At 67.9% G+C, this 19,049-nt stretch carries 16 protein-coding genes and 3 pseudogenes; 5 read left to right on the plus strand and 14 right to left on the minus strand.

Annotation, left to right across the window (positions count from 1 at the left end; all coding sequences use genetic code 11):
* Nucleotides 1–17 precede the first annotated feature (17 nt).
* Nucleotides 18–883, minus strand: a protein-coding gene (locus SLP03_RS23085) for an IS5 family transposase (protein WP_319462734.1) whose coding sequence is annotated in 2 segments (ribosomal slippage) — nt 18–550 and nt 550–883 — 867 coding nt in all. Because the reading frame shifts where the segments join, the coding sequence is not laid out codon by codon here.
* Nucleotides 884–910: 27 nt separating this feature from the next.
* On the minus strand, nt 911–1,219 hold the full coding sequence (locus tag SLP03_RS23090; RefSeq protein ID WP_319462720.1) for a hypothetical protein: 309 nt from the start codon (nt 1,217–1,219) through the stop codon (nt 911–913).
* Between the two features lie 277 nt (nt 1,220–1,496).
* Between SLP03_RS23090 and SLP03_RS23095 the strand changes: the two genes are divergently transcribed.
* The 3 genes from SLP03_RS23095 to SLP03_RS23105 all read left to right on the plus strand — a co-directional run bounded on the left by SLP03_RS23095 (nt 1,497) and on the right by SLP03_RS23105 (nt 4,842).
* Complete coding sequence (locus SLP03_RS23095) at nt 1,497–1,973, plus strand: helix-turn-helix transcriptional regulator (protein ID WP_319462721.1); 477 nt, start codon at nt 1,497–1,499, stop codon at nt 1,971–1,973.
* Complete coding sequence (locus tag SLP03_RS23100; RefSeq protein ID WP_319462722.1) at nt 1,970–3,997, plus strand: DEAD/DEAH box helicase; 2,028 nt, start codon at nt 1,970–1,972, stop codon at nt 3,995–3,997. Before SLP03_RS23095 ends, SLP03_RS23100 begins: the two co-directional genes overlap by 4 nt.
* A gap of 170 nt (nt 3,998–4,167) precedes the next feature.
* Entirely contained in the window at nt 4,168–4,842 is a 675-nt protein-coding gene (locus tag SLP03_RS23105) for a hypothetical protein (RefSeq protein ID WP_319462723.1), read from the plus strand.
* A 156-nt stretch (nt 4,843–4,998) separates the two neighbouring features.
* Here SLP03_RS23105 and SLP03_RS23110 read toward each other — a convergent pair.
* The 5 genes and pseudogenes from SLP03_RS23110 to SLP03_RS23130 form a co-directional block, all read right to left on the minus strand.
* A pseudogene (locus tag SLP03_RS23110) lies at nt 4,999–5,169 on the minus strand (helicase); the annotation flags it as partial.
* Nucleotides 5,170–5,721: 552 nt separating this feature from the next.
* Complete coding sequence (locus tag SLP03_RS23115) at nt 5,722–6,069, minus strand: GIY-YIG nuclease family protein (protein WP_319462724.1); 348 nt, start codon at nt 6,067–6,069, stop codon at nt 5,722–5,724.
* A gap of 69 nt (nt 6,070–6,138) precedes the next feature.
* On the minus strand, nt 6,139–6,402 hold the full coding sequence (locus SLP03_RS23120; RefSeq protein WP_319462725.1) for a hypothetical protein: 264 nt from the start codon (nt 6,400–6,402) through the stop codon (nt 6,139–6,141).
* Nucleotides 6,399–6,662, minus strand: coding sequence for a DivIVA domain-containing protein (locus tag SLP03_RS23125; protein WP_319462726.1), 264 nt, complete (start codon nt 6,660–6,662; stop codon nt 6,399–6,401). Before SLP03_RS23125 ends, SLP03_RS23120 begins: the two co-directional genes overlap by 4 nt.
* Nucleotides 6,659–6,913 carry a hypothetical protein gene (locus tag SLP03_RS23130; protein WP_319462727.1) on the minus strand — a complete coding sequence of 85 codons (255 nt, stop codon included), beginning with the start codon at nt 6,911–6,913 and terminating at the stop codon, nt 6,659–6,661. Before SLP03_RS23130 ends, SLP03_RS23125 begins: the two co-directional genes overlap by 4 nt.
* A gap of 365 nt (nt 6,914–7,278) precedes the next feature.
* Here SLP03_RS23130 and SLP03_RS23135 point away from each other — a divergent pair, with 365 nt between their 5' ends.
* Entirely contained in the window at nt 7,279–7,509 is a 231-nt protein-coding gene (locus SLP03_RS23135; RefSeq protein ID WP_319462728.1) for a winged helix-turn-helix domain-containing protein, read from the plus strand.
* A 43-nt stretch (nt 7,510–7,552) separates the two neighbouring features.
* On the opposite strand, the gene SLP03_RS23140 is transcribed toward SLP03_RS23135, so the two are convergent.
* From SLP03_RS23140 to SLP03_RS23170, 7 genes and pseudogenes are all read right to left on the minus strand, one after another.
* Nucleotides 7,553–9,574 carry an endonuclease III domain-containing protein gene (locus SLP03_RS23140; RefSeq protein ID WP_413644706.1) on the minus strand — a complete coding sequence of 674 codons (2,022 nt, stop codon included), beginning with the start codon at nt 9,572–9,574 and terminating at the stop codon, nt 7,553–7,555.
* 151 nt (nt 9,575–9,725) lie between these two features.
* A complete protein-coding gene (locus tag SLP03_RS31710; RefSeq protein ID WP_413644707.1) occupies nt 9,726–9,977 on the minus strand; it encodes an HNH endonuclease in 252 nt (83 codons plus the stop codon).
* A gap of 912 nt (nt 9,978–10,889) precedes the next feature.
* The gene (locus SLP03_RS23150; protein WP_319462731.1) at nt 10,890–16,334 is read right to left on the minus strand and encodes a DUF3320 domain-containing protein; all 5,445 of its coding nucleotides are present in this window, start codon (nt 16,332–16,334) and stop codon (nt 10,890–10,892) included.
* Nucleotides 16,335–16,387: 53 nt separating this feature from the next.
* A complete protein-coding gene (locus SLP03_RS23155) occupies nt 16,388–16,708 on the minus strand; it encodes a GIY-YIG nuclease family protein (RefSeq protein WP_319462732.1) in 321 nt (106 codons plus the stop codon).
* Between the two features lie 69 nt (nt 16,709–16,777).
* Nucleotides 16,778–17,041 (minus strand): hypothetical protein, encoded by a 264-nt coding sequence (locus SLP03_RS23160; protein WP_413644709.1) that lies wholly within the window; start codon nt 17,039–17,041, stop codon nt 16,778–16,780.
* A 33-nt stretch (nt 17,042–17,074) separates the two neighbouring features.
* A pseudogene (locus tag SLP03_RS23165) lies at nt 17,075–17,298 on the minus strand (cell division protein DivIVA); the annotation flags it as partial.
* Nucleotides 17,295–17,549, minus strand: a complete 255-nt coding sequence (locus SLP03_RS23170) for a hypothetical protein (RefSeq protein WP_319462733.1) — start codon at nt 17,547–17,549, stop codon at nt 17,295–17,297. The pseudogene SLP03_RS23165 and the gene SLP03_RS23170, both read right to left, overlap by 4 nt.
* Before the next feature lie 45 nt (nt 17,550–17,594).
* On the opposite strand from SLP03_RS23170, the pseudogene SLP03_RS23175 reads away from it, so the two are divergent.
* A pseudogene (locus SLP03_RS23175) lies at nt 17,595–18,952 on the plus strand (NF041680 family putative transposase).
* Nucleotides 18,953–19,049 lie beyond the last annotated feature (97 nt).

A 19,049-nucleotide genomic window follows, 5' to 3' on the forward strand; every position in this document is an offset into this window, starting at 1 on the left:
AGGGCCTGTCCTGTCGATCATGGAAGCCAGATGACGGCGGCGATGAGGACGAGGCTGGCCCGGTAGAGGGATGCGCGTTTGGCGTATCGGGTGGCCAGGTCACGCCACTGCTTGAGTCGGTTGAAGCAGCGCTCCACGACGTTGCGCTTCTTGTAGACGACCCGGTCGAATGCTGGTGGTCGCCCGCCGGCGCTCCCCTTGGCCCCCCGGCGGGCAACCTGGTCCGAGCGTTCAGGGATGACGTGTCGGATACCGCGTTGCCGCAGCGCCCGCCGGGTGGAGTCGTGCGCGTAACCCTTGTCCGCGATCAGCACCTCGGGGCGCTTGCGGGGCCGGCCGGGACCGGGTTCGTTGACCCGGATCGCGTCGAGCAGGGCCAGGAGCTGCGGGTTGTCGCCGGCTTGACCCGGGGTGAGCAGGATCGACAGCGGCCGGCCACGTCCGTCGACGGCGAGGTGGATCTTCGTGCTCAGCCCGCCGCGGGATCGGCCGATGGCCTCACCATCTTGCGCACCAGGCGTCGCCGTACTTGTGGGAGAGCCCCCTTTTTGCGGGCGCCAGCGGAATGCTGATGCGCCCGCACGATCGACGAGTCGACGCTGATCGTCCACTGCACCGGTGTCCCGTCGTCGTGGACCTGCGCCCCGGTCAGGATCCGATCCCACGTGCCGTCGGCGGTCCACCGCCGCAGCCGTTCGTGGCAGGTCTTCCACGGCCCATACCGTTCCGGCAGGTCACGCCACGGCGCCCCCGTGCGCAGCTTCCACAAGACCCCGTTGATGACCTGCCGGTGATCCCGCCACCGCCCTCGACTACTACCCGGTTCCGGAAGCAGCGGCGCGATCACCGCCCACGCCTCATCGGTCAACTCACCACGACGCAGCACCGGCACATCGTCAACGACCCACCGCTACAAGATCGACAGGACACGCCCTAGGCGAGAGACGACCGCCGCGCAGAAGACGTGGCGCCGGTCGGCATCAGACAGCTCACCGATCACCTCAAGGACGTCGACGAGGTCAACGCTCAGGGCCGTACGACGCACCGCGGTAGGGCGGCGCAGCCCGGCGGTCTCGACGTCGAGGAGTTCGACCGGCCGATCGATGCGCCGATGGCGCGCCGGTGAACTCGTGCACGGCAGGATCACCACATCCCGCCCCCGGCAGCCCAGGACGATCGCCGGGCGGATCTTGTACTGGACGTTGTCCTCGAACGGCACTCTCGCCCATACAAGCACGCCAGGGAGCAGGCGGTTCCGCGCGACAAGCCGGACAACCGAGAGGTTCGGCAGCGGAGAGCGCTGTTCCGGACGAGGGGCGACTCGCCACCGGCGTACGCCGACAGCGGAAACCTGACGCTTTTGCAGCCTAGTAAGCTTGTTCACGGGCGTAGTCCTTCTGCTCCAACAGCATGAGGTGCGGCATGAGCAGAATTGTTACGCTGCAAGCGTAGTTGGGTCAACAGCTGTGCGGAAAACTACGCCAGAGGGGCAACCGATGGACCAGCAACCAGGCGGACTCGGGCGGGCCATCCAGGTCAGACGCGCCGAGCTTGGACTCAAGCGCAAGGAGGTCGCCGAGCGATCCCTGCTCAGCTACCCGTATCTGTCTGAGCTGGAGAACGGCACGAAGACGCCATCAGCGAAGGCGCTGCGGCAACTCGCCGAAGCCCTCGAGCTATCGCAGGCCGAACTCCTGGACCGGGCCGACTTCAGCCCCGTTCGCCTGGACCACCGCCAGAACACGGGACATGCACGGGCCGGCCTGCGGCCGAGCTCGATCACCACCGGCGCCCCCGGACTCAGCGACACCCACGGCGGTGGCCCGGAGTTCGAACAGCTAGGGCGGTTGGCCGACATCGTTGCCGCAACGGTGAGGGCAGAGCTGGCCGCATGGGCCAGAACCTCCCTGCCCACCCTCATTCGAGACGAGGTTCGTCGCGCTCTCGACGAGGAAGGCCGGAAGTCACGATGATCAACACCCATGGATTCACCCTGGCACCCTGGCAGGCCGAGGCTGTGCGGGCGTGGGACCGCGGCGGCTCCGCGGGCCCGCACCGAGGGACTCTGGAGATCGTCACGGGCGGCGGGAAGACGCTCATCGCACTCGCCTGCGCAGCCCTCGCCGCCACGAAGGACCCCGAGCTACGGATCGCCGTCGTGGTCCCGACCGAGGCACTGGCGCGCCAGTGGCAGGTAGCCCTCCAGCGGTACACCAGCCTGGTGCCATCCGAGATAGGCCTTCTCGGTGCAGGCAAACAAGAGGACTTCGGCAGTCGCCGCGCGATTGTCGCCGTGCTGAATACGGCAGCGAAGCGACTGCCGGCGCTGGCACAAGCGGCCCAACCGCTGATGCTCATCGTTGACGAATGTCACCGTGCCGGCGCGCCTACCTTCGGCAAGGTCCTACGAACGGAGGCGGCATACAAGCTCGGCCTCTCCGCCACCCCGGACCGAGAGGAGGTCGACGACTCAGGGCAGCTGCTCCGGTACGACGAACAGTTGGTGGGCCAGGCGCTAGGAGCGGTGGTTTACCGTTTCACGTTGCGGGACGCACGATTGGCCGGCTGGCTCCCGGATTACGACATTCACCACCACGGCATTCAACTGACACTCGAAGAACAACGCCAATACGACAAGATCAGCCGACAAATCGACGACCTCGGCGACGAGTTGCGGAATCTCGGGTTCGAATCTGGTCGCGCGCAACACCTTCAGAGGCGCCGGGACGAGGTCGGCCAACTCGCCCGACGGTACATTGCCGCGACCTCTCGCCGTAAAGACCTGCTCTATAGGGCCACTGATCGAAGCAGAGTGACCAGCCGGATCTTGGCCGAGACACTTGGGTCGGGCCAGGCGAGACGGGTCCTCCTCTTTCACGAGCGGGTCGGTGAGGCTGCCGCACTACACCGTAGCTTGGTCTCGTCAATGCCGAACGTATCCATCGCGCTTGAACACTCGAAACTTGGGGATCGCGCGAGAATCGAAGCATTGGATTCGTTCCGAACCGGGGCCACGCAAGTGCTCGTGTCCGTCAAGTCCCTGGTCGAGGGAATTGACGTGCCGGAAGCAGACGTGGGCATCTCCGTAGCGTCCACATCGAGCGTGCGTCAACGCATCCAGGCGCTGGGGCGAGTCCTCCGACGTCGCTTCGACGAAAATGCCCCACGCAAACATGCCGACATGCACCTCATCTACGTAGCAAAGACGGTCGACGAGCAGATCTACGCCAAGGAGGACTGGGCTGACCTGACCGGCGAGGGGGCTAATCGATACTGGCTGTGGACGGCCGACGCCACCGCGGCGCCGCGGCAGATGTCCGGACCGCCAGCCTCCCCGCGGCCGACCGAGGAGCAGGAGTGGGAACGGCTGCACCGGCGGCCCCCCGAGACGCCCGTGCCCTGGAGGGGCACTGTCACGGGCCAGGAGTATTCAGTCGACACGCTGGGGACCGTCACCAACGGCGCGGGCACCATGATCCGCAACCCACAGCACGCCGCGACCCTCGTCGAACAGGTCCGCGGCAGGCGTGGCGGCCGGTTCCGCGTGACGCCGACGCATCGGCTCGTGCTGGTGTGGGGTGAGAGCGCAGAAGGACTCGTCCCCTATGTCGCCGGACAGTTGGCGGAACCTTTCGAGGCGGACGTGATTCAGGAAACCCGACCTGGCACAAGAAACGCTGATCCTGTCCTGCTGGAGCCTGGCACCGTGCTCGTTGACTCACCCGACAAGGGTGGCGGTTCGTACCGGCTTCGGCAGAAGCAGGGTGGAGTCATCGAACGTCGCACGCCCGACGGGACCATTGAATTCGCTCTGGTGGACGAGGACGCCCCCGCCGAGTTGGCGACCAACGCTCGACGGGTGCTGGAGAACTGGCGGCGGCTCTTCGATCGTGGCATCGGGTTCTTCCTCAGCGAGGAGGGGCAAGCCTGGTATGTGGAAGGCGGCAAGAAGTTCCATCTTGCCCATGCTCCCGGCGGCTTCGCCTGGCCCTCCTGATCGGCAACACCCAGGCCCCGGCTCGTCAAGGAACAGACGAGGTGTCTCTGATCCGACAGTAAGGCACCAAGCGCACGAAAGCGCATTAGTCTCACGTGCGACCCTCGCCGCATGTCCCGCGACGTGCAACGCTTCCGCCTGACCCCGATCCGGGCCGCCGAAAGGTATAGATGTTTACCTTCTATCCAGGGCTGTCGCCCTCGAATGTGAACAAGGATGCCAAGTACTCGGTCGTGCACAGCCCAGGGGGCGGCATGGAGGTGCGGCTCGTATACCGGATCAGCGCACGAGAGAAGGAACTCCTCACCAACGATCGCCACGAGAGGCTCGTCGCGATGGTCAACGAGGTGAAGGAAAAGATCAACGGCGCACCGGGCGGGGCCTTCTACATCAACGAGTATCGTGACGTTCTCGTTCCTCACCGTGACGGCGGATGCGTTTACGCTGGGACGTACGAGGAGATTCTCGAATTCGACTACGACGGGCAGAGCATCGGCCCCGTCCCACCACCCAGTCTGGGCCCTGGGGATCCATGGCCCGGTCCCCACGCCGGAATTCCGTACGTGCTGCGCGCCGGCGGGACAGACATCAAGTACGACATGACCACCGGTCGGCGCATCAGGGAAGTACATCTGTCCGATGAGGTCGGTCAAGAGCCGGCACGGTTGCTCGCGCGTCGCCTCGCGGCGGTCAAGGGACACGCTGGGGGGCGTGTCTACATCAACGAGGCGTCTCACTTCTTCGCACCACTAAACACAGCCATGGGGAATGCCACCTACGTCTACCTCGGGGCTCTGGACGACGATGCGTGGTTCACCGTCCCTGACGTCCCAGGACGGTTGTAGCGCAAAGGTTCGCCCGCGGAACATCCCGCGCCACCGGCCAAGCCGAACGTCCGGATCGCCTCACCACCCCGCTCGCGACCGGCGCAGGCAAGGGCCGCCCACCAACTGCCTCGATCAACGCCGGTACAGGTGAGTGAACATCGTTTGGTTGGCGACCTAGCCGTCCGGGAACTTCACCGGCACGTCGAGGTGCACCGATTCGGTCGACGGGTGGGCGTCGAGCAGCTCCCCGATGCCGGCCCGGGCCACCACGATGCAGGCGTGCCGGTGCCGTGACGTCAGCACGCACAGTCGTCCCGACTCCAGGTGGAACGTCGTCGCATCGCGCCAGGACCAGGGCTTCCTTCGTACCCTCCGGGTTGTCGGTCTCCTGCCAGCGGCCTCGCGCCGGCCCAGCCAGCCGGCGACGTCCCCGGCCGACGCCGCGTTGCCCGGGGTGTCGAAGAGCTGACAGACCTGCTCGTGGCAGCACAGACGAGCCTGGCTCGGAACTCCTCGGGAGACAGGCCGCCAGTCGTTGCCTCCTGTTGCGCCGCTGCGAGCACCAGCTGGTCCTCTGCGTACTCGCGCATGCTTCCCGCTTCGTGGAAGACGCGATAGCGGCCGAACCCATCGACGCTCTGAAGAATCTGGATGACCGGCCCGACTCGACTGGGGTCGGCTTGAACGGCAACCATGTCACCGACGTTGAATCCCACGCGCGCCCCTCGAACTCGCCCCACGCGGCCGGCCATCAACCGCCGCCTCGCCCGATGCCCAGAGCATAGGCACGCTTCGACATTCTCGACGGGGCCGTTCAGCCGTATGGAGATCGATCTGCACCGAAGGTCCGCGACCAGAGCCGTTCCGGCTTGGGGCAGTCACCCACGCGCCGCTCCGCTATTCGCCACCGCCCGCGTGACGTGGCTTCGGCACCTGCCGGTTGAAGCGCGGCTTGAGGGCCAGGACCAGGGCTTCCTTCGTACCCTTCGGGTTGTCGGTCTCCTGCCAGCGGACCTCGCGCCGACTCAGCCAGCCGGCGATGTCGGCGGCCGACGCCGCGTTGTCCGGGGTGTCGAGGAGCTGCCCGACCTGGTCGTGTAGCACCGATGAGTCGCGGTCGCCGGTCAGGTGCTGCCGGAGGCGATCCCGCAGACCCCGCCTGGTCCGGCCGACGTAGATGACCAGGCCGCCGTCGAGGACCACGTGCACACCGGGCGCGCGGGGAGCGCCGGCGACGGCCTCCATGGTGTACGGCTGGGAGCCGTGAAGCCGGCCAGCAGGTCGTCGTGCGCGGTGTCGGGCATCCCCGGGACGCTACCGGCGTGGACCCTCATCCGTGGCCCCGCACGAGCCGTCGTGGTCGTCGCGGCGTCGGCAGCGGCCGGCCCCGTCGAGCCTGACGTCACACCAGATTCGGGTACGCAGGAACTGCCGATCCTCCTCGCTGAGGGTGGTCTCACCGAAGTCGATGGCGGTGACGTGGCCGAGCGAGTCGCGTAGGGCTGCGGCCAGGGTCATGGCTTCGTCGAGGCTGGTCAGGGTGGTGGGAAGGTGGATGATCCAGCGGGGTGCGGTCATCGCTGCCACCGACTGTTCGGTGAACCTGGATCTGTGTGGCGACAGCCGGTGTACCGGGACTGCCACTGCCGCAGCGCCTGGCGGATGCGGTCGGCCTCGGTGTTCGCCGTGGTCAGCTCGCGGTGCAGTCGTTCGAGTTCGTCGGCTACCCGGTTGAGGTAGTCGTGCACCTGGGCGGGGTCGAGGCCGCGCCAGCGGGTGTCGAAGGAGGCAATGCGGGCGTGGTGCGGGTGCAGGCGCTCTCCGGTCACGTAGATCATCGCTGCGGTGCCTCCTGCTCGGCGATCAGCGCGCGGATCTGACGGTCGGTGAGGCCGCGTTGGTCGAGGACCCGGCGGCCCCAGCGGTGCAGCCGGCACGGGTGGGGTGCGCGGTCGTTGCGGCACCGCGGACCGTCGGGCCACTGCTCGGCGGCGTGCACGGTGACCGCCTTGACGGCGAAGCCGATGTCTTCGGCGGTGACGTAGGGCGGTAGGGGTAGTTCGCCGAGGATCTCTTCGATCGAGTCCATGGCCCTCCTTGAACGGTTGTTGCGGCGCCGAGGCGGGCGGGGTCGGTCAGTACGACCGCGCGTTCGTACCGACCGGAGCCCAGCACCCACCCCGGGCCTGCTGATACGCCGCGACCGGTGCCGCGGCGGTTCTTCCTCCTGCCACACGTGTCGCTGGGTACGCCGCTGGACGCGGCGCGCTTGCTTCGCGTGCCGGGGCAGCGTCGCCGCGCCGCCCCGGCACTGATCGGGCAAAGGTGCCCGGACGAGCCATTCTGGTGCCAACCCGATCGACTCAAGGGCAACCTATGTCACTAGGCGCTATAGGTCAACCATGAGGACGAGGTGAGAGGATCGGACTGAGGTGCCAGCCCGAAAGGATCTACGTGTCCCCGATCCCGCTCAGCTATACCGACATCGCCGCCGACATCGCGGAAAGGATCAAGACTGGCGAGTACGAGGCCGGCGCTAAGTTGCCGTCGTACTCGCAGCTCGCCGACCTCTACTCCGTCTCCTTCTCGACGGCGGCTCGCGCGGTCGCCCTCTTGCGCGACCGCGGAATCGTCGTCGGCGCACCCGGCCGCGGCGTCTTCGTCGCCGATCGAGCCGGCAGATAATCCGAAGGGTTGCGCAAGAGCGCCTCCGGGCTCATGGCTGCCATCAGCTACCTCGAACGGCCGCCGCCCGATTTACGTCGCGAGGACACGCCTCACGTAGCACGCAGGCCCCGCAGTCCGGAACTCCGGCGCCGCACCATTGCCGACCGACCAGCCAGGCGGGGTAGTCGAGTTCGCCCGGTCGCTCGGGGTGCAGGCGTCGGGCTACATCCACGATGTGGTCCAGGTCGTCGTACTCGGCAAGCTGCGTCCGCAGGAACACCCGACGCACGTGTACGTCGAAGGCGATGTCGCTGCCGGACAGGTCGGCGATCGGCACGCCCAGGTCGCGGGCCAGAATCTCCACTGCCATGGCAGCCTTCTTCTGCCCGATGCCAGGGAACCGGCGGAGGCGGGTGGCGAGCTCCGCAGCTCTTGGCCGGCCAGCCCAGATCAAGCTGGCCTGACCGGCGTACTCCTCGTGAACCGTGCGGGCGGTTTCCACCAGCCAGCCGGGGAGGTTGTTCACGTACCGGTGCAACGCCGGAGCCTGCGCCACGGCGGCCCGGACCCGCTCGGGCCCTGCAGCCATTCGCGCCGGTTCCAGATGGCCCAGACGAAGCTTGAGCTCGTAGGGCGCCCGCCAGGCGCGCTCGGCGGGGATGCCCTGGTCGAAGACGACCGCGAGCAGGAAGGCGAACGGATCCTCGACGACGAGGCGGTTAGCCTCGGCGTGCGGGGTGAACTGAGGCGCCTCGCCGACGCGCTCGTCGACGTGCTCGCGGCCGTACCGCAGAAGGGCGCCCACGATGGCGCTCGGGCCCGCGCTCCGCGGCGCGGGCACGCGGGCCGGCGGCGGCTCTGATGCTGGCACCGAAAGGCCGCGGGTGCGGACCGTCTTGCGGGCCAAGGCAAACGCCGCCCAACCGACGATGTCGTCCTCGCTGAGGCGGGCAGCCAGGCCACAGGGGGTATACGGCCCGGTCACTTCATCGGCGAAGGCGACGAGCGGGAAGCCAGCGTAGGCCTCGGGCACGGTCTCACCAGGTCGAACCATCCGCCCGTCGGCGTCCTTGAGGAGTCCGAGAAGCGTCCGCGAGTCTGGGTATTCGTCCGTGGCGACCGCCTCGGCGACCGGCTCTGAGCCCACGAAGACGACGATCCGGCGGCGTACACGTCCGTAGGCTTCGCGGTCGCACGCTGCGACCTGCACCCGGTGGTTCGCCCCGGCGACGGTGACCGTGAGTTCGGTGGCTGACGCGAAGGCCTCCGCCACGTCCGGCCAGCGGTAGGTGAATCCGGGCACCGGGTATGGCCCGCCGGCGACGGTCATATTCGTGAGCCAGCCGGCCGCTGGCTCGGCCGCCGGCGTTTCCGGATGCCGGTCGTACCAGGACAGCTGCTCACCCTGCCGCATCCCGACCGTCGGTTGCGATGCGGTTGCGCCGGCGGCGCGGAGCAACTGCAGCAAGGGACGGGCGTACGCCTCCCCCGCGTGAATCTCGATGACGCGACCGTGAAGGCTGCCCTCGACCCGCCGCAGCTTGGCCACAATCCAATGCGCCCACGCCCGCCGGTAGTCCTCGCTTTGCTCGGCAAGAGCCACGTCGTACGGCTCCAACAAGCTGTCGGGATGCACCAGGCCATGTTCGGCGCTCAACACGTACCAGGTGCGGCCGCGGGTTTCGGCGTACCGACGGCGCCTCTCGAACAGCGGAGACTGGTAGAGGGTCCGGGCGAGGCTTGCCGTGCTCGCCTTCGTCTTGGTGCAGCCCACCAAGACGATGTCAACCTCGCCGCTGTGCGACGCCTCAGGCGCGGGCTGCGGCGGGGTCGGCCGCGAGGCCGTCCAACGGGTCGGCGACCCTTGGGCGATGAGCCGATAGCGGCCGTGGGCGACACGCTCCAGCGGAGTGCCGCACGGGCTTGGCGGACCGCCCGTCGCGTTGATCGTCATGCCCTGGATCACCGGGCCAAGTGACTGCGGAAGCCGGCTTGGGTCACGGCCCATGACCTCGTCGAGCAGTTGCGCCCTGGTGAACTCCGTGTGGCCGCGCCTGGTCAAATCGCGTGCCGCATCCAGCACCAACTCCCATGCAGGTTGGATCACCGCACGCCCCCAGCCGACCGATCAGAACTGTCGATGCCCGCCAACCTACTCACCTGAGGCGAGCTTGACCCCTTTCATCCGTCAGCGGCCCTTGCCGAAACTCGGCAACCCACCGCTAGACCGTCTCTCAGCCATACACCCGCTTGACCCTCTCATCGCGGTGAGCGGCCACCGCATCCTTGTCCGGCCGAGCGTTGACGGCCACCCGGCGGAGGGAGTGACCGTCCAGCTCCGCGTAGTGGGCCAGACCCTCGGCGATTCGCACCCGGCAACTTCCGTCGATCCAGAGGTAACCCCGGTCGAAAAGGTTGTGCAGGTCGGCGCAGAGCAACAGGCCATTGGTGACCCGGTTCGTCGACGGACCGTCGTACGGGGAAATGTGCGCTGCTTAGAGCACGACCTCGACATCGCAGTCGGTGATGGCGCATCGGCCGCCGTACGCCAGGATGAGCCGGCGCCGGAAGTCGGCCTGGCCCTGGCGGGCAGTGATCTGGGCGAGTCGTCGCCGGCGCCCTTCCGGGAGGCCCTCAGGCTCGGGTGCCCGGCGGTCGTCGAGGATGCTCGTCAGGTTCGCTGACTCCTCCTGCCTCATCGGCCGCACGGTCGGCACCCGCCTCGTCAAGACGTCGGCGGAGACAACGACGTTCGCCAAAGGAAGCGCGTGAGCGGGATATCCCTCGGATGTCCAGCCGCCATTCCATCCCGTCTTCACCGACGGATTCGTATGGATCGGACCAGGCGACGCCGGTGCCCACGGGACGCGACCGCCCGGGAGACGACAGGTGCCCGCTTCAGCGATGTCGGCCTAGTGTGGGCAGCCCTCCGCTTACAGCCCAAACACTGACGCGGTCGATCGGCTGCCGATCGGTTGCCTGTTTCGCCGCTGTAGCCCGAGCCCGCGCCTGCCTCATGTCTTCTTGATCTAGAAGCTTTTCTGCTGCTTTTCTCGCAGCCCGAAGGTCGCTGACACCTGTGATCTCATGAATCCTTCGATTCGACGCATTCCCGGGCTGAAGCAATGCCTGGCGCAGGAGTAGCACCAGGCCTGAGTTCAGAGTGCCACCCTTGTTGCGCCGTCTAGGTTTCGGCGCCTTGGCGGACGACCGACCATTGGCCGCCCTACCAGCCCACGTGTGCTCGCACCGCCCCTGAAGCAGATCGCAGCGCTTGCACCGGACTTCCCGGGAAGGCATAGCTCATTCTCTGCCGGCGGGGACCGGCCCACTACCGACCAGCCGGGGATAGAGGATGACCAAAACGGCTACCGGTTTCCCAACGCGGTAGCTCGAGGCTAGCCGTTGAGTGATAGCGCTGTCGCATCTCCGGTGAGCGTTCCATTAGCTAGCAGGCGGTTGATGATCATCGTAAGCCGAGCGGTGATCCCCGAGCCGAGGCGGTTCCACCCGTATAGGCGGGCGGCAGCAGTCATCAGGTCGTCGTGGTTGACCGTGCCGCCGCTCCGGACAAAGTTGGTGATGGCCAGGTCAAGTTCCCGGTCAGCCACGTGTTCCACCTGGCGTTGGACACCGTCGGCAGGGACGCGAACGCTGGCGACAGGCCGGCCGCCGACGTCGATGAAGTCGCCGTCGCGTACGACGTGGGCGGCCCTGATCGCCGCGTCGATGTTGGCGCGGATTTTGCTCCCGACCCGCCCGATGTCCCAGGCATCCCGTAGGCGTTGCAGGATCACATCGATGTGAACTGGACCTTCGGCGGTGGCGATCTCCTCAATGCCGCTCGCCATGTCGAAGCGGCTTGCAGGATCAGACGGGTCGACCCAGCGACGGAGTGGGGTGACGCTGGCTTTACGGTACGGCGACGTCCACTCAGGTATGGCGTCGCGGTCCACCTCGGCCGTCTCGATCACCGGGCGCTCGATGACGTCCAGCAGGGTGGAGAGCCTGCCACGAATGGGCGCGGCGATGGCAGCGGTGATCGCGGCGAGCAGACGCTCTTCCTCTTGCCTGCGGTTGCGGTACCACGCGGTGCCCCAGATCCGGTGCAGGTTCCAACCCAGGCCACGCAGCACCTGCTCGCGCAGCCGGTCGCGGTCGCGCGCGGCCGGCGAGGAGTGGTACATCACGCCGTCGCACTCGACGCCGAGGACGAAGACGCCGGGCTGAGCGGGATGGCGGACGCCCATGTCGATGCGGTAGCCCGCCGCGCCCACCTGAGGCTCCACGAGATAGCCCCAGGAGCGGATGGCACCAATCACCGAGTCCTCGAACGGGCTGTCCGTGCCACGTCCGCTCGGACCGATGTCCAGGGCGAGGGCTTCCATGCCGCGCTCGGCGAAGTCGAGGTACGCGGCGAGGTGACGGACGCTCTCGTTGGCCGTGTGGGGAACGTTGCCCGCCCGGATGGAGGTGATGATCTCGATGCGCTGCCGCGCTCGGGTGATCGCGACGTTGAGGCGCCGCCAACCCTTGGGCTTGTTGAGGGCACCGAAGTTGCTGGTGATCTTGCCGTTTTCGTCCGGGCCGTAGCCGATGGAGAAGATGATGACGTCCCGCTCGTCACCTTGAACGGATTCGAGGCTCTTGATGAAAAAGCCGTGGAGCCGGTCACCGTCGAAGTGACGCTCAAGGTCGGGCCGCTCGATCAGGGCACGGTCCAGGGCCGCTTGGATGGCATCAGCCTGGGCGACGGAGAACGTGACGACGCCCAGGGTCAAGTCGGGCCGGGTGCTGTAGTGGTGCACGACCCGCTCGACGACCTTCGCGGCTTCGACGAGGTTGTCGCGGCTGGTCCCCCGACGGTAGACGCCCGGCACGTGAAGCATCTCCACGCCGACGTCCGGCCCACCACTGCGGGCACCAGGGTAGGTGACCAACTTTCCTTCGTAGAAGGCGTAGTTGGAGAACGCAATCAGGGCCTCGTGACGACTGCGGTAGTGCCATTGCAGGGCGAGGTTCCGGAACGCACCACAGGCCTTGGACAGTTCGAGGATGGACTGGAAGTCGTTGACGTCGGTGGCCGCGTCGTCACCACTGTCGTCCGCCATCCGATCGAAGAAGGAGGTGGGCGGCAACTGGCGGTCGTCGCCGGCCGTGATCAGGGCCCTGCCGCGGTAGATGCAGTTGACGGCGTCGCCGGGGGTCACCTGGGATGCCTCGTCGAAGATCACCGCGTCGAACGGCATGTCGGAGGGCAGGTACTGACTGACCGCCAACGGCGACATCATGAAACACGGTTTGATCGCGAGCGTGGCGTTGCGGGTCGAGCCGATCAGCTCCCGTACCGGGCGGTGACGAGTCTTCTTCATGCCCTCGCGGCGGATCATCGCAGGCTCTCCGACGTCCACCGAGCTCGGCCGGCGGGTGTTGACGGCGCGAATGATGTCGCTGGTCGCGGCCGGGATGAGTTGCCGGTCGAGCCGCCGGTACTCCTCGATCAGGGCGCCGCGGTCCTGTGCGCGTAGCGGCCGCAGGGCACTGTCGTCCCGGATGATGTGATCGGCCCAGGCCCGGAGCAGGGCCCGGTCGACCACCTGCGGTACCTGTGTCGCCGGAACTGCCTGGTTGATGCAGAAGTCCACAGCGGCGTCGAGGTCGTGGACAGCGAGGTCTTCGCGGGCCTGCTGGTAGGAGAACCATTCGTCTTGACCGCTGCTGTCGTGCCGCAGCTCGTCGAGGAACTCCGCCCCGGCAATGTAGTCGTCCAATTCCGTGGCCAGTTCGCTGTGCCGCGTCTCGGCGAAAGCGGCGGCGATGCTGTCCAGCGCACCCTCCCACCTGGCGTACGCATCGGAGAGGTTCCCGGTGGGCTGGGCGTCGGCGACCGCCTTCACCTGCTCCTCGGTCAGCGCCTGATTCGAGCCGGTGCGGGCGCGGCGGGTCGCTTGCGCCCAGGCGAGCGCGCCGGCGAGCGTGGCTTCGTCGGTGTCCGTGCCTCGGTAGGCGGCATCACCCAACGCCGCCCGGTAGGTGTCCGCGCGGTCGTGCAGCGCCGACTCGGCGTCGGCAGCGGACCGCCGGTAGCCCAGCATCTCGTCTGCTTCAGCCAGGCTCAGTGTGCGCCCAGTGGCCAGGCTGACGGCTCCGGCTCGGGTAGCAGCGCTGCGCAGCGGCGGGACGTGGCCGCGTAGCCAGGCGATCACCGCAGTGAGCGGCTCGAGGAGGAGTTCGGGGCGGGCGGCGGGCGCTGGCGCCGGCGCGAGCGTGGTGCGCCACCGGTCGAGGTCGGCGCGGATGTCCACGATCAGGTCGCGTAGTCCAGCGGACGGGTCGGGGGCACAGACATGGCCGGCTACCCCCCCGAGCGCCCCGGGAGGGGTCAGGCGCAGGATCTGGTCGGCGCACCCGATGGCCTCTTCGATGGCGGCAAAGTCGGTGGTGCGCTGCTTCCAGTAGGATCCGAGGATCTTTCCGTTCTCGGTGGCGGCAGCATTGAATCCGGCGCGGGCCTGCTGCCAGGTGACAGCGAGGCTCAGATGTCTGATCGCAGCGTCTGCGGTGACACCGGTGGCGGTGACCGTGGCCAGGGTCTTCTTGTCGCGCCGGTATTGGCCGCGAAGTTTGCGCAGGCCCCGGTGCACGTTGGTGAACCTGTCGTGCAGTTCGGGCAGTGGCGCGTCGAGCGCGGCGTCGGTGAAGTAGGCGCGGGCAGCTGACTCCGCTGCGTCCAGGGCGGCGATGCACTGCCGAAGGCAGGACGTGGCGAGGGTGACGGTCTGCGGAACGGTCGCGGCGAGCCAGGACCGCTCGGGGCGGTAACGCGCGTAGGCCAGGCCGGCGAGGGTGAGGACGTTGGTGGCGTCCTGGATGGTTCGTACCGGCGGCAGGTGCATCAGGTCGGTGAGCCCGGCGAGTGACCGCAGCCGGGCCTCCAGCCGCTCAGCGTCTGCGGTGAACTGGCCGGCCAGGTTCCGTGCGGTCTCGCCGTCCAGTCCGGCGAGAACCAGCGTTGCGGGGGCGAGGTCCGTGACGGTCGGGGATGGTGGCAGCGTCGCCGGGTCAGGCAGCGACGTCCACTCCACGCTGCAATGTGCCCGTGCCGCCTGGGCGGTGTCGCGGATGGCGGCCAGGTCGAGGGCGAGGTAGTCGGCCACCTCGGTGAGCGCGGCGAAGTCGGGCACGGTCAGCCACGCATCGCGCGCCTCGCCTGGGCGGTTCGCGCTCTGCGCGAGCAGGGTGAGCAGCGCCGGTGTGTCACTCGGTCGAGTGATCGCGAATGCGTCGGCGAAGACCTGGTTGAACCCGGTGATCCCTGCGAGTTCTTCGAGCGCCATCTTGGCCTGGTAGAGGCGAGTATCCAGAGACGCCTTGTCGGTGACGTCGCGCCACAGGTAACTGTGGCCCTGGGATGCGGGCCGCCAGGCACGGGCGGCTCGCTGAGAGGCGTCTCGGATGGCGTTGAGGCCCTCGGGGGTCAGACCGACCGGAGGCAGGTCCGGGGTCGGCGCGGCCGGGATATGATCGAGATTCGCGATCAGGCCGAGGACGTCGTGCAGGCTGTATCCGAGGGGCTCTCGGATCTTGTTCATCGCTTCCGCGTACGCGTTGAGTTGTTCACGCCGCTCAATGAGCACCTTGCGGCTGATGGTGCCCATGCCCGGCGGCGGAACCGGAACGTTGTCGAGGGCCTGCGCCAGGGCGGTCGCCACTTCCTTGCGACTGGCCTTGTGGCTGTGCAGTTCGAGTAGGTAGTTGTCCAGCCCGGCCTCGGCGAGGCGGTTGCGCACGACTTCGAGTGCCGCGGCCTTTTCCGAGACGAACAGGACCGTCTTCCCGGCGTGCAGGAGCGCGCCGATGATGTTGGCAATGGTCTGGGACTTGCCTGTGCCGGGCGGGCCGTCCATGACGAAACTGCGGCCGGCTACCGCGGCGGCGACGCAGGCGCGCTGAGAGGAGTCCGCATCGAGCACGAGCGGGGTGTCCTCCGGCGGAGCGTGTCGGTCGATGTCCTGCGGCTTGATTTCGTCGAAGAGGAAGTTCTTGGTCTGGTCGGCGACGCTCTGGCTGGCCAGCGCGCGCACGACCGGGTGGCCGATCACCTGTTCCTCGTTGTCCAGCAGGTCGCGGTACATCGCCTCCTTGTGAAAGGAGAAGCAGGACAGCACCGATGCCTCGGTGACCTTCCACCCGTCGCGGCCACGAACCACCTGCCGGACCTGGGAGAACAATGCGTCGATGCTCAGGTCGGCCAGGTCGTCGATGGTGGGCAGGGTGATCCCGAAGTCCTGCATGCGCAGGGCGAGGGCCGGGTTGAACACGGGATCACCGTCGCCGATCCGGAGGCGGGGCCTGTCTCGTGGACCGGTCGTGGTCAGCTCAACCGGAATGAGCAGTAGGGGACTGGCCAGGGAGATGCCGTCGGTCTCACGCCAGTCGAGCATGCCGAGGGCCAGGTAGAGAACTGATAGGCCGCGGTCGAGGTATTCCTGCCTGGCCTTGCGCATGAGACTGCGCAGCACCGGCCCCAGGTCCTTGTCGGCCTTTGGGCTGTGCAGCACGCTGCCGGAGGGGAGTGCCACCGGTGTGTCCTCGCCCGCGTGGAATGGCTGGTCGTCGTCGTGAGCACCCCGGAAAGACCAGGGGCGACGGCCGCGTAACCCGTCGAGAATTTCTTGCCCTGGCGGATTGGTGATCTGGATGGTGCCGCTCTTGGTGTGCTTGAAGTTAATCAAGCGGTTGACGCCGGTGAGGTTGACGAGGCTGTCACGCCAAACCTTCAATGCGTTCGCGATGCCATTGTGTTGCGCGTCACCGACGAGCGCGCCGTTATCGATCCCCACGCGGGGCATCGTGGCAGAGTCCCCCCACAGCGCCTATCCGCTCCTTGGCTCAATCACTCACCATACTGCCGGTTGAAGCGGGGCTTCTGGGCCAGGACCAGGGCTTCCTTCGTACCCTCCGGGTTGTCGGTTTCCTGCCAGCAGACCTCGCACCGGCCCAGCCAGTCGGCGATGCCCTTGGCCGATGCCACCTGTCCACGCTTGTCGAGTTCCTGGCCGACCTGCTCATGCAGCGCCGACGAGTCCCGGTTACCCGTCAAGTGCTGCCGGAGGCGATTGCGCAGGTTCCCGGTGTGGCCGACGTAGACGACCGTGCCGCGGTCGAGGGCCACGCGCACGCTGGGCGAGCGAGGAGCGCCGGCGGCGGCTTCCATGATGTACGGCTGGGGAGTGGTGAAGCCGGCCAGCAGGTCGCCGTGCGTGGCGTCGGGCAGGACCGGAGGCTACAGGCACGAGCCCTCCCCCGCGGTCCCGCACGATCCCGGGTGCCCGTCGCGTAGCCGGCAGCGCTGGCCGCCATCGAGCCGAGCGTCGCACCAGACCCGGTGGCGTAGGTGCTGCGTGTCCTCCTCGCTGGGCGTGGTCTCGCCGAAGTCGAAGGCGGGGACGTGGCCGAGGGAGTCGCGCAGTGCGGCGGCCAGGTCCGCGGCGGCGTCCAGGCTGGTCAGGGTGGTGGGCAAGTGGATGATCCAGCGGGGTGCGGTCACCGCCGCCACCGGTTGTTGAGTGACCAGTCCGGTGTGGCGGCAGCCGGTGTGGCGGGACTGCCATTGGCGTAGAGCCTGGCGGATGCGCTCGGCCTCCGTGTTCGCGGTGGTCAGTCGCGGTGCAGGCGGTCGGGTTCGTCGGCGAGCTGGTTGGGGTAGGCGTGGACCTGGCCGGGGTCGAGGCCCCGCCATCGGGTGTCGAAGGCGGCGACCCGGACGTGGTGCGGTTGCAGGCGTTCCCCGGTCACGTAGATCATGGCTGCCTCGCTGTCTGTTCGGCGACCAGGGCCTCGATTTCGGGCTCGCTCAGACCACGGAGGATCATGACCCTGCGACCCCAGCGGTGTAGGCGGCAGGGGTGCGGGGCGCGGTCGCTGCGGCAGCGTGGGTCTTCAGGCCACTGCTCGGCGGCGTGCACGGTGACGGCCTTGACGGCGAAGGTGACGTCTTCGGCGGTGGCGTAGGGCGGTAGGGGTAGCTCACCGAGGATGTCGTCGATCGAGTCCATGACCCTCCCTGGTCGGATGGTTGCGGCGCCGAGTTCTACGGCTGTCTGACGGCGCGAGCGGATGCGTTGTTCGACCTGACGGACGCGGTGTTGTACGCCGACGGGCCGGTCCGGTCGTTGGTGGAGTTGTCGCTGGTAGGTGAGCACCGTCGCGGTCACGGAGCGTTGTATGACGCCCTCGCCTGCGGGCGACTGGACATCGACCGGTTGCGTACCGCCCTCGCGGCGGTGCCGTTGCCACCGGCGGCTGATGGTCGTCTCGTCCTGGCAGTCGACATCACCTGCTGGCTGCGGCCGAACGCGCACACCTCACCGCAGCGGATCCTGTGTCACACCTACGGCTGCGGCAAAGACCAGACCATCATGATTCCGGGCTGGCCGTATTCGATGGTCGTGGCCCTGGAATCGGGCCGAAGTTCGTGGACCGCGCCGCTTGACGCGGTGCGGCTGGCGCCTGGTGATGACGCGGCGACGGTCACCGCTGGGCAGCTGCGAGACATTGTGGGGCGGCTGATCGCGGCCGGGCAGTGGCGGCCCGGGGACCTGGACATCCTGGTCGTGGCCGACGCCGGCTACGACGCGCCCCAACTGGCGTTCCTCCTGCGTGACCTGCCCGTGCAGGTCCTCGCGCGGATGCGTTCGGACCGGGTACTACGCCGGGCCGTGCCGCCCCGGCAGCCCGGGACGATCGGCCGGCCGCGCAGGCACGGCGGCGAGTTCGTCTTCGGTGATCCGGCCACGTGGGGTGAGCCGGACGCGGCCACCGTTGCCGACACCCGTCTCTACGGCACGGCGTGGGCCCGAGCCTGGGACCGGTTGCATCCACGGTTGACCCACCGATCCGCCTGGATCGACTCGGCGACGGTGCTGCCGGTCATCGAGGGAACCGTCATTCGTTTGGAGGTTGGGCATCTGCCCAGCGGCGCGACCCCGAAGCCGATGTGGCTGTGGTGGTCCGGCGTCGACGCCACCGCCGCCGACGTCGACCGGCTCTGGCAGACGTTCCTGCGCCGCTTCGACATCGAACACACGTTCCGCCTGTTCAAACAGACCCTCGGTTGGACCTGCCCCAAGATCCGCACCCCACAAGCAGCCGACCGCTGGACCTGGCTGATCCTCGCCGCCTACACCCAGCTCCGTCTCGCCCGCGCCCTCGCCGCCGACCTGCGCCGCCCCTGGGAGAAACCCGCACCACCGCAGCGTCTGTCACCCGCCCGCGTCCGCCGAGGGTTTCGGCACCTCCGCGCGAAGGCCACCTGCCCGGCCGGTGCACCCAACCCTCCCGGCCAGGACCAGGGCGGCCACCCGGCCGCCGCAACAACCACCCCACTCCGCGCTACGACGTCCACACCGCGACCATCACGACCGCCAAGCCTGCGTTCCGCAGGTTCGCGTCGATATAGTCGGCGCCCGGGCCTGAAGGTGCAGGTCAGGGCGTTGCAGACTGGTGGAAACGGCGAAAACCCCTAGTGACACGCCTGACCGTGGATGACTTCGTCT

Source organism: Micromonospora sp. RTP1Z1 (assembly GCF_033804685.1).
Taxonomy (GTDB): Bacteria; Actinomycetota; Actinomycetes; order Mycobacteriales; family Micromonosporaceae; genus Micromonospora.

Coding starts and splice junctions, on each gene's coding strand:
- SLP03_RS23095 (WP_319462721.1), top strand. CDS start 1,497: ATGGACCAGCAACCAGGCGGACTCGGGCGGGCCATCCAGGTCAGACGC.
- SLP03_RS23100 (WP_319462722.1), top strand. CDS start 1,970: ATGATCAACACCCATGGATTCACCCTGGCACCCTGGCAGGCCGAGGCT.
- SLP03_RS23105 (WP_319462723.1), top strand. CDS start 4,168: ATGTTTACCTTCTATCCAGGGCTGTCGCCCTCGAATGTGAACAAGGAT.
- SLP03_RS23115 (WP_319462724.1), bottom strand. CDS start 6,069: ATGGAGGCCGTCGCCGGCGCTCCCCGCGCGCCCGGTGTGCACGTGGTC.
- SLP03_RS23120 (WP_319462725.1), bottom strand. CDS start 6,402: ATGACCGCACCCCGCTGGATCATCCACCTTCCCACCACCCTGACCAGC.
- SLP03_RS23125 (WP_319462726.1), bottom strand. CDS start 6,662: ATGATCTACGTGACCGGAGAGCGCCTGCACCCGCACCACGCCCGCATT.
- SLP03_RS23130 (WP_319462727.1), bottom strand. CDS start 6,913: ATGGACTCGATCGAAGAGATCCTCGGCGAACTACCCCTACCGCCCTAC.
- SLP03_RS23155 (WP_319462732.1), bottom strand. CDS start 16,708: ATGGAAGCCGCCGCCGGCGCTCCTCGCTCGCCCAGCGTGCGCGTGGCC.
- SLP03_RS23170 (WP_319462733.1), bottom strand. CDS start 17,549: ATGGACTCGATCGACGACATCCTCGGTGAGCTACCCCTACCGCCCTAC.